Annotated in this window: 10 protein-coding genes; 5 read left to right on the top strand and 5 right to left on the bottom strand. The window is 68.5% G+C overall.

The window, feature by feature from the left end:
* Nucleotides 1–35: 35 nt before the first annotated feature.
* Nucleotides 36–764, top strand: a complete 729-nt coding sequence (locus EWH70_RS34960) for a DUF4191 domain-containing protein (protein WP_130479889.1) — start codon at nucleotides 36–38, stop codon at nucleotides 762–764.
* Between the two features lie 201 nt (nucleotides 765–965).
* Nucleotides 966–1841, top strand: a complete 876-nt coding sequence (locus tag EWH70_RS34955) for a type IV toxin-antitoxin system AbiEi family antitoxin (RefSeq protein WP_240687392.1) — start codon at nucleotides 966–968, stop codon at nucleotides 1839–1841.
* An 81-nt stretch (nucleotides 1842–1922) separates the two neighbouring features.
* Here EWH70_RS34955 and EWH70_RS34950 read toward each other — a convergent pair whose 3' ends face one another.
* Complete coding sequence (locus EWH70_RS34950; protein WP_205669398.1) at nucleotides 1923–2402, bottom strand: RDD family protein; 480 nt, start codon at nucleotides 2400–2402, stop codon at nucleotides 1923–1925.
* Between the two features lie 186 nt (nucleotides 2403–2588).
* Here EWH70_RS34950 and glnA point away from each other — a divergent pair, with 186 nt between their 5' ends.
* Both glnA and EWH70_RS34940 read left to right on the top strand, forming a co-directional pair.
* Nucleotides 2589–4013, top strand: coding sequence for a type I glutamate--ammonia ligase (gene glnA, locus EWH70_RS34945; RefSeq protein ID WP_130479888.1), 1425 nt, complete (start codon nucleotides 2589–2591; stop codon nucleotides 4011–4013).
* Nucleotides 4014–4293: 280 nt separating this feature from the next.
* On the top strand, nucleotides 4294–5631 hold the full coding sequence (locus EWH70_RS34940) for a DUF4365 domain-containing protein (RefSeq protein ID WP_205669396.1): 1338 nt from the start codon (nucleotides 4294–4296) through the stop codon (nucleotides 5629–5631).
* 107 nt (nucleotides 5632–5738) lie between these two features.
* Here EWH70_RS34940 and EWH70_RS34935 read toward each other — a convergent pair whose 3' ends face one another.
* The 4 genes from EWH70_RS34935 to EWH70_RS34920 all read right to left on the bottom strand — a co-directional run bounded on the left by EWH70_RS34935 (nucleotide 5739) and on the right by EWH70_RS34920 (nucleotide 11507).
* On the bottom strand, nucleotides 5739–6848 hold the full coding sequence (locus EWH70_RS34935; RefSeq protein WP_165436551.1) for a DUF1841 family protein: 1110 nt from the start codon (nucleotides 6846–6848) through the stop codon (nucleotides 5739–5741).
* A gap of 297 nt (nucleotides 6849–7145) precedes the next feature.
* Nucleotides 7146–7574: an acyl-CoA thioesterase gene (locus EWH70_RS34930; RefSeq protein ID WP_165436550.1), complete on the bottom strand. Its 429-nt coding sequence runs from the start codon at nucleotides 7572–7574 to the stop codon at nucleotides 7146–7148.
* Nucleotides 7575–7669: 95 nt separating this feature from the next.
* Entirely contained in the window at nucleotides 7670–10642 is a 2973-nt protein-coding gene (locus EWH70_RS34925; protein ID WP_130479886.1) for a bifunctional [glutamine synthetase] adenylyltransferase/[glutamine synthetase]-adenylyl-L-tyrosine phosphorylase, read from the bottom strand.
* A 109-nt stretch (nucleotides 10643–10751) separates the two neighbouring features.
* Complete coding sequence (locus EWH70_RS34920; RefSeq protein WP_130479885.1) at nucleotides 10752–11507, bottom strand: type 1 glutamine amidotransferase; 756 nt, start codon at nucleotides 11505–11507, stop codon at nucleotides 10752–10754.
* 61 nt (nucleotides 11508–11568) lie between these two features.
* Between EWH70_RS34920 and EWH70_RS34915 the strand changes: the two genes are divergently transcribed.
* On the top strand, nucleotides 11569–13020 hold the full coding sequence (locus EWH70_RS34915) for a S8 family peptidase (protein ID WP_130479884.1): 1452 nt from the start codon (nucleotides 11569–11571) through the stop codon (nucleotides 13018–13020).
* Nucleotides 13021–13144 lie beyond the last annotated feature (124 nt).

Below are 13144 nucleotides of genomic sequence, written 5' to 3'. Positions count from 1 at the left end.
ATGGCTCGGACAGCCATGCCCGTATCCTGGTCGATATGGCCGGGAAGCAGGACAAGGAAGCCCTCAAGCAGGCGAAGAAGGAGCGGCGCGCCGCGAGCAAGGCTCGCCGTGGCCAGCTGTTCCAGGCGTTCAAGATGCAGCGCAAGGAGGACAAGGCGCTCATCCCGTGGATGGTCGGCGCCATCCTCGTCGTCGCCGGAGCCTTCTTCGGGGTCGGCTTCCTCTTCGACATGCAGTGGATCCTGCTGCCGATCGGCGTCCTGTTCGGCGTGCTGGCAGCCATGATCATCTTCGGCCGTCGCGTGCAGAAGACCGTCTACACGAAGGCGGACGGACAGCCTGGAGCCGCCGCCTGGGCGCTGGACAACCTGCGGGGTCGCTGGCGGGTCACGCAGACCGTCGCGGCCACGACGCACCTCGACGCCGTGCACCGCGTGCTGGGCGGTCCCGGGGTGATCCTGGTGGCGGAAGGCGCCCCGCACCGCGTCAAGGGCCTGATCACGCAGGAGAAGAAGCGGGTCGCCCGGCTCGTCGGCGAGACCCCGATCTACGACGTCATCATCGGCAACGACGAGGGCCAGGTCCCGCTGCGCAAGCTGCAGAGCCACCTGATGCGCCTGCCCCGCAACCTCAAGCCCGCCCAGGTCGACGCCCTGGAGGCCAAGCTGGCCGCCCTCGGCAACCGCGGCGCCGCCATGCCCAAGGGCCCAATGCCCCAGGGCGCAAAGATGCGCAACGTCCAGCGCACGATCCGCCGCCGCTGACCCACCCTCCCAAGCGCGAGCAAGGGAGCTTTGCTAGCGAAGTAGGGAAGCAAAGCTCCCTTGATTCAGCACGCGCCGGAAAGTGTCGGTGGGTGACGTCATGCTGACGGTGTGCCACGAAGACCTATTTACTCGAGCGAGACGCTCAGAAGCCTGTTCCCGGGAGGCGTAGCTCCCCGGGCGAGACTTGTTGCCCTGGGCATGTCGCACTCCATGATCTCCCGCCTGTGCCGGCCGAGCGGCCCATGGCGTCGGCTCATCCCAGGGGTCGTCCTGCTCAGCAACGGGACTCCGACTCGCTCCGAACTCAACCTGGCGGCGCTCGCCCACGCCGGCGAGGGCGCCATGCTCACCGGCATCGCCGCCGCCCGGCTCCACGGGCTCCGCCGGCTGCCCGCCGACAACCGGGTTCACGTCCTCCTACCGCACAGCCGCCGGGTCGCCACCCGCGGCTTCGCCGTCATCGAGCGCACCATCTACCCGCCCGACCCCGCCGTCATCGACGGCGTCCCTGTCGCACCGCTGGCCAGAGCCCTCATCGACGCGGCCCACCGGATGGAACGCCTCGACGACATCCGCGCCATGATCGCCGAGGCCGTTCAACGCGGGCTGTGCGAGCCCGCTGACCTGCGCAAGGAGCTGGAGCAGGGAACCACCATCGGTTCGGCGCTGCCCCGCCGGGTGATCAGCGAGATGGAGCGGGGAATCCGGTCCGCGGCCGAGGCCTGGGCCGTGCCCGTCGTCCGCCGCGCGAAGCTGCCCGCGCCGCAGTGGAACGTCGAGATCCGCGACGCGAACGGCAAGTCTCTCGGCATCACCGACGCGTACTGGGAGGAAGTCGCACTCGCGCTCGAGGTCGATTCGCTCGACTGGCACCTCAACCCGGAGGGCTACGAGCGGACGATGCGCAAACACACGGCCATGGCGGCGGCCGGCATCCTGGTCGTGCACATCCTGCCGAAGCAACTGCGCAACGACCCGCTCGGCGTCATCCGCGCCCTGCGTGCCGCGTACCAGCAGGCGGCAGGCCGCCCACCTCCGCCGGTCCACGCCCGCCCCTGGCGCCGCGCCGCCTGACCCCGAGCCGCGAGCAAGGGAGCTTTGCTAGCGAAGAAGGGAAGCAAAGCTCCCCTGCTCGCGCTTCGGGAGGTGACGTGGTCAGCGCATGCGGATGACGACGGTGCGGGTGGCGCGGTCGAGGAGGCTGCGGCCGTCCGCGTTGCGGACGGCGGCGGGGATGATCACAAAGGTCAGCACGCCACGAACCACCGCACGCCACAGCCCCACCATGACGCCGCCGTCCAGCCGCGCCACCCGGATCCCCACGACGGCCATTCCCGGTGTGAAGCTGAACAGCGCCACGGGAATCATGGTGATCGCCGCCCAGGTGACGACGCTCCACAGGTTGAAGGTCTGCATGACCTCGGGCTGGTCGAACTTCGGCGGGTAGAACAACGAGGTCACCAGCGAGGCGAGCACCAGGTCGACCAGCAGCCCCAGCAGCCGGCGACCGCCAGCCGCGATCGCGCCGACCCCGGACTCGGGAAGGCCGAACCGCTCCCCGCGCCAACGGTCCGCTCGCGCGTCGCCCTCCTGCTCACGCGTTCCGGGCAGCCACTCACCGGTCCATCTAGCCACCCGTCCAGGGTATGCCGCTGGCGCGCGACCCGTTCGCCCTGGTCGACTGTCCGCCGACGGACGACCCGTTAACACCCGCGAAACATACGGGTGACGGTCGGGCAACACCGCGCTCTTAGCGTGACCGAACAGCCTAACGCGCGCCAGGTCATGCCGCGGAGAACGAACACGAAGGAGTTACCGAGGGTGTCCACTACTCCAGACGATGTCCAGCGCATCATCGCCGACGAGGACGTTCAGTTCGTCGACGTCAGGTTCTGCGACCTGCCGGGCGTGATGCAGCACTTCACCCTCCCTGCGAAGGCCTTCGACAACGATGCCTTCGAGGAGGGTCTGGCTTTCGACGGCTCCTCGGTGCGCGGGTTCCAGTCGATTCACGAGTCCGACATGCTCCTGCTGCCGGACGCCGCGACGGCCCGGATCGACCCGTTCCGCAAGCAGAAGACGCTGTCGATCAACTTCTTCGTGCACGACCCGTTCACGCGTGAGCCCTACAGCCGCGACCCGCGCAACATCGCCCGCAAGGCCGAGCAGTACATCACCGAGTCGGGTGTCGCCGACACGGCGTACTTCGGCCCGGAGGCCGAGTTCTACATCTTCGACTCGATCCGCTTCGACTCCGCCGAGAACGGTTCGTTCCACGAGATCGACTCGGTCGAGGGCTGGTGGAACACCGGTGCCGACGAGGAGGGCGGCAACCGCGGTTACAAGACCAAGTTCAAGGGCGGCTACTTCCCGGTGCCGCCGGTCGACCACTTCGCCGACCTGCGGGACGAGATCTCCCTGAACCTGATGGGTTCGGGCTTCGAACTCGAGCGCGCGCACCACGAAGTGGGTACCGCGGGCCAGACCGAGATCAACTACAAGTTCAACACGCTCCTGCACGCCGCGGACGACCTGCAGCTGTTCAAGTACATCGTGAAGAACACCGTGTGGGGCGCGGGCAAGACTGCGACGTTCATGCCGAAGCCGCTGTTCGGTGACAACGGCTCGGGCATGCACTGCCACCAGTCGCTGTGGAAGGACGGCGCGCCGCTCTTCCACGACGAGTCCGGCTACGCCGGTCTGTCCGACACCGCGCGGCACTACATCGGCGGTCTGCTGACGCACGCGCCCAGCCTGCTGGCGTTCACGAACCCGACGATCAACTCGTACCACCGCCTGGTTCCGGGCTACGAGGCGCCGGTGAGCCTGGTGTACTCGCAGCGCAACCGGTCGGCCTGTGTTCGCATCCCGATCACCGGCAACAACCCGAAGGCCAAGCGCGTCGAGTTCCGCTGCCCGGACTCGTCGGGCAACCCGTACCTGGCGTTCGCCGCGATGACGATGGCCGGCCTCGACGGCATCAAGAACAAGATCGAGCCGCCGGAGCCGATTGACAAGGACCTGTACGAGCTGCCGCCCGAGGAGGCCAAGGACGTCAAGCTCGTCCCTGGTGATCTGGGCACCGTGCTCGACACGCTGGAGGCCGACCACGACTACCTGCTCGAGGGCGGCGTGTTCACCCCGGACGTCATCGAGACCTGGATCGCGTTCAAGCGGGAGCACGAGATCGACCCGCTGCGCCTGCGGCCGCACCCGTACGAGTTCGCGCTCTACTACGACGTGTAAGGGTTGCGTACGGCCACAGTGGCCTGACCCGCGTTAGCGCAGGTCAGGTCCCCAGGCCCCTGAATCAAAGATCATGGCCCGCCACCGATCTCGCTGGCGGGCCATGGTTATTCCTACCGCACCCCAAACAACGGCCGACGTACTGAAATGAGTCAGTAACCGCTACCCTCCGAACATCCCCAATCGCCGCGAACCATCCGCCCGGTCGCCGCGTACCATGATGGAGGGGCCGTTGCCGAAGGTGCCTGACGCTCGCAGACCCAGCCGTGCGGCAGTCAACGTGCTGCGGACGCTCCTGGAGCGACACAATCACATCGTCCAAGAGGTGGACGGCCAGAACGACTTCGGTGAGGACCAGCACGTCACGTTCACCGAGGACGGCGAGGTCACCGGCGACGTGGTCAAGATCCAGGTCAAGGGCGGTCGTTCATGGCGCCGGGCCGGCGGGTACGCCGTGCCGGTCGGTGACCACGGCAGCACCTGGGCAGATGGCAACATCCCGGTGCTCTGTGTTGTGCACGACCCGGATACCGACGGTCTCTACTGGGCCAATGCCACCAAGCAACTGCTGGCGGCGAGGCGTGACGGCAAGGTGCTCAAGACGATCACCATCAGCCGGGACCAGCAGTTGGACGACGGGTCCATGGCGGACTTCGTCGCCAAGGTCAGAGGTTACCTGGGCCGCTACCGCGGCAACCGGACCATCCAGGCCCAGTTGGGCGAAATGGCGGGCGTAGAATTCGGCCCGTCGGACATCGTGCAACACTATGTGAACGTGCACGGCGAAGATCTGATCTTCTGGCAGCGCCGTGGTGAGGGGTTCGCAACCCTGCTCCACAGCGATCTCGACTGGCATCCGGAGCACATCGGTCCTGAGCATCTCCATCTCGATGGTCTACCGGACCTGTTTCCTGGCACGCCTGTAGTGGCGAACACAATATTGGACATGGCCGAGGCGATGTGGCTGGCGGCCTGCTTCGACGCGGCTCGGTGGGCTCGCGAACCCGCCGCCGGCGATCCGCCACTTCGAACCAACCTCGATGCACGTGACAATTACGTGGCAAGACGGGTTGCACACCGTCTCTGGGTCGAACCCGACGCGTTGCCCCGGTCGATCCAGAAGCTTCGTACCGAAACCGCGACCGACCACAGCCTGGCTACCACCGCCACGGAGTTGGAGTCGGATGCCGAGGCATATGCCGAAGCACTCTCGAAACCGTGGCACGACATGTCGGACAAGGGACGTCAGCTCGTCACATTCTACCTGATCAAAGAAGTACACGTAGGTGCGCCTGCGCTGCCGATCGACGAGCAGTTCCGGATCGTCTGGCGATGCCCGCGGCCTACGGCGGAATACGGTTTTGACGCGCGGGTCGGAAAACCGAGTACTCGCATGTCGTCAAACCGGGAGATCGTAATGGCCTACATGCTCAGGCCGGGAGACAGGATCTACTGGCTGAGCAGGCACGGGAACGAACGCGGCCGAGACGTGTCGGCCGTGTGGGATTCCGAGGACACTCCCGGAACCGTCTGCGTGCTTTTCGATCAGCTGATGCTGGGAGACACCTTCTGGCCGCAGGAGCGATTCGCCCGGAAGGTGTTCACCAAGCCGCGATGACGGCGCAGCTTGCGGTGCCGGCGATCAGTCAGCAATCACGTAGCTCTGCTTCCGGACTCGCTGAGCAGTTGCACAGGAGCGCGGCTCTGATTTTGCTGGAACGCAGGTCAGAGCGCTGTTCCGGTCATGGATGACCCGCACGCGGCCAGCATCGCGTTGATCGCGTCGCGGTCAACTGCGGCCGGATCGAACCCCTCGCCAAGCCACTCCAGGCGGTCGTCGTGTTCCGGATGGGCGGGGTCGGCGACCGCTTCCAGGAGATCCAGGTAGCCCCAGACACCACCGCTGTCCTCAGGCGGCCCGGCTCGCCCGGCATCCAGGCACACCACCGTCGGTTCACCACGCATCGGCTCGGTGGCTTCCACGACGATGTCGTGTACCCAGTCATCCCCGAAGTCGTAGGTGTAACGCAGCCGGCTGCTCTTGCGGGGAGCGAGCTCGGCCAGCGTCACAGCGCGTTCGTCCAACGCACCCTCCAACGGCTCGTAGGTCATGGCGGCGTAGCGCCTGCCCTTCGCCTCGAACGCATGCAGATGGCAATCCTCCCAGCCGAACGCGACCTGGATAACACGATGCAGCACGTCCAGTGTCGTGTCACCGGGCAACGACAGGCGTCGCCAAATCATCGGTTCACTGCCCGCGATACTGACCTTGATCCGGTAGGTCTTGTGACTCGGCGGCCGCCCAGCGACCGCCGCGGAATCACCGCCGAGCCCGTTCAGCGCGCGCCGGTAAGCCTCCGGATCGAACGGCTCATGCCGCACCACGGTGGGATGCATATGCTCAACCATCACACCCATCAGTTCATGCAGCACATCGTGCCGGTCCGTCCCCTGCCCGCGCAGCCGACGCGCGGCCCGCCACGCCTCGGGTGGATCGTCAGCCCACAGCTGGTTCGCAATCACCTCGTGCATCGCCAGGTGCAGGCGAGGATTGACACCGTCAATCTCACCATCCCAGGCCGGGTCCGCCAGCGCATCATGGTATTCAGGATGTTCGCCCTCGATGAGCAGACGACGCTCGTCCGGATCGGCTGGGTTGAGTCTCGGGTAATCCTCGCCGCGAATAGTCGTGCCGTAATAGGGCATGACGAACATACGGCGGTCCAGAACCTCCTGGATCTCGTCCACAGACGCCTGCGGCGGCAGATCTTCGAGGTAGGCCGCCACGTCGACGCCGTGTTCCGGAAGTTTCATCTCTAACGGCGAGGCGGACACACCTGGACGCTCGCGGCGTGTTCCGGTCTTCCGCGCCCTATTACCGGGCTTTCGCTTCCGTCCCTTGCTAACGGGGCTCATCCACCCATGATGGCACTCCACTAGGTGGTGCCGATGTTCGCGTGCGACCGTGGCGCCGGGCACCCATGACCTGCACCCTGTCCCCTGCCCGACACAGATCCGGACGGGCGGGTGGGCTGTTCTTCGGCACGGACGATACGGCGATCCGCAGGGCCACCCCGGTTCCTGTATAGCAACTTCAGCTCAGTGTGACCGCAGCTGCTGACTCACGCGGTCCTACTCGGATGTCGAGAGAATCTTGAGATCCATCCCCGCGCGTTCGAAGTGGCCGCGCGGGTCGTCGACCAGCTTGCGCCGCCGCAGATCCATCAGCCCCAGCGTGCAGTCGATCTCGGCGGCGACGGTGCCGTCCACCTTGGTGATCACCGAGCGCATGTGGAAAATCTTGCCCTCGCCGAAGGTGGTGTCGCAGCTGACGTCCACGACGTCGCCGCCCCGCAGCTCCCTGCGGTAGCGGATGTGCGACTCGAGCAGGACCGGCCCGAGCCCGGTCTCCTCCAAGCCGTAGCCGCCGGCCTTCTCGACCAGCTCCAGCCGGGACACTTCCCCGTACGAGTGGTAGACGGCGTGGTTCAGGTGGCCGAGGGTGTCCAGCTCGTAATGCCGCACCTTGATCCGCACCTGGAACGGTTCACGATCACTCACGTCCCCCACTCTAGGTGCCCGCCGCCGCGCCGCCGCCAAAGTGAGAGCAAGGGAGCTTTACTACCCTTCTTCGGTAGCAAAGCTCCCTTGCTCCCTCATGGGTGGGCTGGGTCGGCGTAGAAGAGGCGCTCGACCACGGCGTGGGCGCGGCGGGTGGTACGGCGGTAGGCGTCGAGGAACTCCCCCGGATCGTCGTCGGCGGGGTGACCCAGGACCCGCGCCACGGCAGCCAGCTCCCGGCCCGACCCGGGCACCTGGTCGTGGGACTTCCCCCGCACCAGCATCGTGGCGTTGCGCACCCGGGTCGCCAGCGACCACGCCTCGCACAGCGTATCGACGTCACCGGCGTCAGCCAGGCCGGTGTCGACCAGCGCCGCCAGCGCACCGGTGGTCGAGGTGGTGCGCAGTTGCGGATACTCGTGGGCGTACCGCAGCTGCATCAGCTGCGCCGTCCACTCGATGTCGGCCAGCCCGCCGCGGCCCAACTTGGTGTGGGTGGTGGGGTCGGCACCCTTCGGCATCCTCTCCGTGTCGACCCGGGCCTTGATCCGGCGCACCTCACGCACCCGGCCGGCGTCGAGGCCGCCCTCCGGGTAGCGGATGGGCGCGATCATCTCGACGAACCGGTCCCCCAGATCCCCGTCCCCGGCGACGAACCGCGCCCGCAGCAGCGCCTGCGCCTCCCACACCTCACCCCAGCGCTGGTAGTAGGCCCGGTAGGACTCGAACGTCCGCACCAGCGGACCGTTGCGCCCCTCGGGCCGAAGGTTCGCGTCCACCTCCAGCGCGGGGTCCTGGCTCGGCGCCCCCAGCATCTGCCGCACGTTCTCGGCGACACCGGACGCGAACTTGACGGCGTCGTGATCGGACACGCCGTCCCGGGGCTCACAGACGAACAGAACGTCGGCGTCGGATCCGTACCCGAGTTCCTCGCCGCCGAGTTTGCCCATCCCGATGACCGCGATGGCGGCGGGCTCGGCACCGGTGTCGGCCACCCGCTTGCGCACGGCGGCAGCCAGCGCCCCCTGCAGGACCGCCGCCCACACGCTCGACAGTGCTGCGCACACGGTGGGCACGTCGAGCAGCCCGAGCAGGTCGGCGCACGCCACCCGCAACAACTCGTGCCGGCGCAACGACCGCGCGGCCGCGACCGCGGCGGTGAGCCCTGGCTGGCGCCGCACGGTCGCCCGCAGCGACGTCGCCACCTCCCGGGGCGACTTGCCCGCCAGCCGGTCCGGGTCGCCGAGCAACTGCAGCACCTCGGGCGCGCGCACCAGCAGGTCGGGCACGAGTTTCGAGGTACCCAGCAGGAACGCGAGCCGCTCGACGACGGCACCCTCGTCGCGGAGCACCCGCAGGTACCACGGTGTGTCGGCAAGTGCCTCCGACACCTTCCGGTAGGCGAGCAGCCCCCTGTCCGGGTCCGGTGTGTCGGCGAACAGGTCGAGCAACACCGGCAACAACGCCTGCTGGATGGACGCCCGCCGGGACACCCCCGAGGTCAGCGCCTTGATGTGCTGCAGCGCGCCGTCCGGGGCGGCGTAGCCGAGTGCGTTGAGCCTGCTGGCGGCCTGTTCGGTCGTGAGCCGCAGCGCGGCGGTCGGCACCCTGGCGACGGCGTCGAGCAACGGCCGGTAGAACAGCTTCTCGTGCAGCCGGCGGATGCGCTGGACGTGGCGCCGGAACTCGGCCTGCAGGATCTCCGCTTCCGGCCGACCGCGCACCGGCCGGATGTCGCAGGCCCTGGCCAGCGACCGGAGCTCGGCGGTGTCACTGTCCTCGGGAAACAGGTGCGTGCGCCGCAGCCGCCGCAGCTGGAGCCTGTGCTCGATCGTGCGCAGGAACTCGTAGGACGCGCTGAGCTCGGCGGCGTCGGCACGGCCGACATAGCCGCCGGCTCCCAGCGCGGTCAGCGCCTCCATGGTCGATCCCGACCGCAATGCCGTGTCCGCCCGGCCGTGGACGAGCTGCAGCAGCTGAACCGCGAACTCCACGTCGCGCAGCCCGCCGCGGCCCAGCTTCAGCTCCCGCTCGACGAGCTCGGGAGGCAGGTGGCCCTCCACCTTGCGGCGCATCCGCTGGACGTCGGGTACGAAGTTCTCCCGCTCCGCCGCGGCCCACACCATCGGCCCGACCAGCTCGGTGTACTGACGGCCGAGTTCGGCGTCGCCCGCGATCGGCCGCGCCTTCAGCAGCGCCTGGAACTCCCAGGTGCGTGCCCAACGGCGGTAGTAACCCGCGTGCCCGTCGAGGGTCCGGACGAGCGCGCCGGCCTTGCCCTCGGGACGCAGTGCGGCATCGACTTCGAAGCACGCCGTGCCGACCACGTTCATCATCGAGGTCGCCATGCGAGTGGCCACCTGAAGATCGCCGTCGCCGACGAAGATGACATCCACGTCGCTGACGTAGTTCAGCTCGCGGCCACCGCACTTGCCCATCGCGATCACGGCGAGCCGCGCCTCGGCCGAGGAGGAGACCTCCCGTTCGGCGACGACGAGCCCCGCTCGCAGGGCCGCTTCGGCGAGGGTGGTGAGACGACCGGCGATCTCGGTGTAGGGAAGCGGTTCGAGGGAGGGTTCGACGACGTGGCCGAGATCGGCGGCCGCGATCTCCATGAGCAGGCCGCGGTAGGCGGTCCGGAGCCGCTGCGTGGCCGGACCGGTGCTGTCCTCGGCCGTCACGGCCTCACGCAGGGTCTCGGTGTAGTGGTCCGGCACCTGGCCGTCGCCGTCGAGGTGGCGCCACCTGCCGGGGCCGCCGACCAGGTAGTCGCCAAGGGCGGTGGACGTGCCCAGAACGGCGAGCAGACGGCCGCGAAGGCCAGCGTTCTGCCGCAGCTCGGCGTCGAGCTCGGCCCAGCCGGCTGGATCGGCTTCCCTGAGCCGGTCGACGCCGTGCAGGGCGAGGTCGGGGTCGGGGGTGCGGGACAGGGCGATCAGCAGGTCGGCGACGCCGTCGGCGGGGCCCGTCTGTGACCACCAGCCGGCGTCGCGCAGCTGTTGTGCGGCACGGTCGTCGGTGAGGCCGAACCGCGCGACTGAGGCCGTCGGCCGGGATCGCTCAACCATCACGCCTCACCGTAGCCGCCTCCCTCTCGCCGCGCCGCAGCTGGGAGCAAGGGAGCTTTACTAGCGAAGAAGGGTAGTAAAGCTCCCTTGCTCTCACTTCGGGTGCGGGTCAGGCCAGGGGGAGGGAGCGGCGGGGGTCCGGGGGCGGGGTGATCTTGCCGGCGGCCAGCTGGACGAAGCGGGCCGCGAAGGGCTGCCAGGTTTCGGCCATGTCGGCGTGGACCTTGGTGAGGGTGTCGGAGTCCAGCGCTCCGGGGCGGGCGAACTCGGCGAGAGCCGGCTCTTCGGCTGCCCAGCGCTGAACCACCTCCGTGGTCGTCTCGATGTGGAACTGCACGCCGTAGACGCAGCGGTTCAGCCGGAACGCCTGGTTGGGGTACAGCGGAGCGGACGCGAGCAGTTCGGCACCGGGCGGCAGCCGCGTGATGGAGTCCTGGTGGAAGTGCATGACGTCCGGCACCAGCGGCAGGTCGGCGAACAGCGGGTCGGTCCACGCGACGTCCTTCTTGGACACGAGCGAGCCACCCACCTCGGGACCGCTGTCGCCCCTGGCCACGTCACCGCCGGTCGCCACCGCCAGCAGCTGGGCCCCGAGGCAGATGCCTAGGGTCGGCAGTGACGCGGTCGTCGCGACGGCGAGCAGGCGGCGGACGTCACGCAGCCACGGGTGGTTGCCGTCGTCCTCGGCGTCCATCCCACCGCCGAGGCACACCAGGCCGGCGTAACCGTCGAGCGAGCCGGGCAGGTCGTCGCTCGGCGGAAGCCGGATGTCGAGTTCGGCGCCCGCCCCCACGAGCCAGTCACCGAGCGGGCCGACCGGGTCGGTGACGTCGGGCTGGATGACGAGCAGACGTGTCGCGGACATACGTCCACGGTAGGGCCATTCGTCGGCAGCCGGAGCGGCGGCCGCTGCTTAGGCTGAGCCGATGCACAGAACACGGTGGATCTCGGCGATCTGCACGACGGCGGCGATTGCCGCACTCCTCGCACCGCCCGCGCAGGCCGCGCAACCGGACGAGGAAACACTTCAACTGACCAGCGCCCCGGCCATCACCGCGCCACCCGGCCAGCTGGTGACCCCGTACGTCGTGGTCACCGGTACCGGGCGGCTGCGGGCGTGGCTGGCCGAGCACGCCATCCGCCGCGCGGGCGGCACGGTGGTGTCGGCATACCCGCAGATCGGTGTGCTGGTGGCGTTCTCACCCGACGACGGGTTCGCGGACCGGCTCCGCCAGGCCCGCGGCATCGACTCCGTCGGCGCGACCCGCACCGCGAAGGTCCCTGTCGAGTTCTTCGCTCCGCGCCGCGACGTCCAGTACACCGGGCCGGGCTCGCCAGGCAGTGGTGACGTGCCGCCCGAGGGCACCGCGTGGGACGTTCCGGCGATCGGCGTCGACAAAGCGCACCAGACCAGTACCGGCAGCAGGCACGTCACCGTCGGCGTACTGGACACCGGGGTCGACGACACCCACCCCGACCTCACCCGGGCCGTCGACCGCAGGCAATCCGTGTCCTGCCTGTCCGGCTGGGCCGACCGCAGCCCGGGTGCGTGGCGGCCGTCGCTGGACGGCCACGGCACGCACGTGGCCGGAACGATCGCCGCGGCTCGCAACGGCGCCGGCGTGCTGGGCATCGCACCGGACGTCCGCCTCGCCGCGGTCAAGCTGGCTGAGCGGGACGACACCGAGACCGCCGACGCGGTGGTGTGCGGTTTCGTCTGGGCCGCGGAACACGGCTTCCAGATCACCAGCAACAGCTACCGGACGATGCCGTGGTACTACAACTGCCCCAGCCACCCGGACCAGGCTGCCATCACCACGGCGATCGGACGCGCCGTCGCCTACGCGCAGCGACGTGACGTGCTGGTGGTGGCATCTGCCGGCAACGCCGGGATCGACCTCACCAAACGCTCGGTGGACACCGAGAGCCCACGGGACAGCACGCCGGTCCGTCGGGAGATCGACAACAGCTGTATCCGCCTGCCCCACGAGCTCCCTGGCGTCGTCGGTTCGGGCGCCGTGGACGAGAAGCTGCAGAAGGCCAGCTTCTCCAACTACGCGGTTGGCCCGGTCGCGGTCGGTGCTCCGGGCGTGCGGGTGTGGTCGACGTGGCCGAACGGTCAGTACCGGGCTGCCAGCGGAACCTCCATGGCTGCGCCGCACACGTCGGGCGTCGCCGCCCTGATCGTCAGCAGGCACCCATTCTGGTCCGCCGAGCGCATCAAGCGTGAACTGTTCGCCGACGCGACGCCATTGCCCTGTCCCGAGGTCTATGACCCGGATGGCGACGGCAAGCCGAACGCGACCTGCACGGTCAGCGGCAAGCAGACCAGCTTCTACGGACACGGTCTCGTGAACGCCGCCGCCGCGGTGCGCTGATAAACAGAAGAAGGCCCCCAACCGGCTGGTTGGGGGCCTTCTCCGAAGTTGATTTCGGCGGTGTCCTACTCTCCCACACCCCTTCGAGTGCAGTACCATCGGCGCTGGTGGGCTTAGCTTCCGG

The sequence above is a fragment of the Amycolatopsis suaedae genome, assembly GCF_004214935.1.
GTDB lineage: Bacteria > Actinomycetota > Actinomycetes > Mycobacteriales > Pseudonocardiaceae > Amycolatopsis > Amycolatopsis suaedae.
The sequence above is the reverse complement of the archived record's forward strand: the minus strand, read 5'-3'. Positions and strand labels throughout refer to the sequence as shown.

Bases quoted from the DNA above. Each gene is read 5' to 3' on its own strand.
- EWH70_RS34960 (WP_130479889.1), top strand. From the start codon at position 36: ATGGCCGGGAAGCAGGACAAGGAAGCCCTCAAGCAGGCGAAGAAGGAG.
- EWH70_RS34955 (WP_240687392.1), top strand. From the start codon at position 966: ATGTCGCACTCCATGATCTCCCGCCTGTGCCGGCCGAGCGGCCCATGG.
- EWH70_RS34925 (WP_130479886.1), bottom strand. From the start codon at position 10,642: ATGGTTGAGCGATCCCGGCCGACGGCCTCAGTCGCGCGGTTCGGCCTC.
- EWH70_RS34920 (WP_130479885.1), bottom strand. From the start codon at position 11,507: ATGTCCGCGACACGTCTGCTCGTCATCCAGCCCGACGTCACCGACCCG.
- EWH70_RS34915 (WP_130479884.1), top strand. From the start codon at position 11,569: ATGCACAGAACACGGTGGATCTCGGCGATCTGCACGACGGCGGCGATT.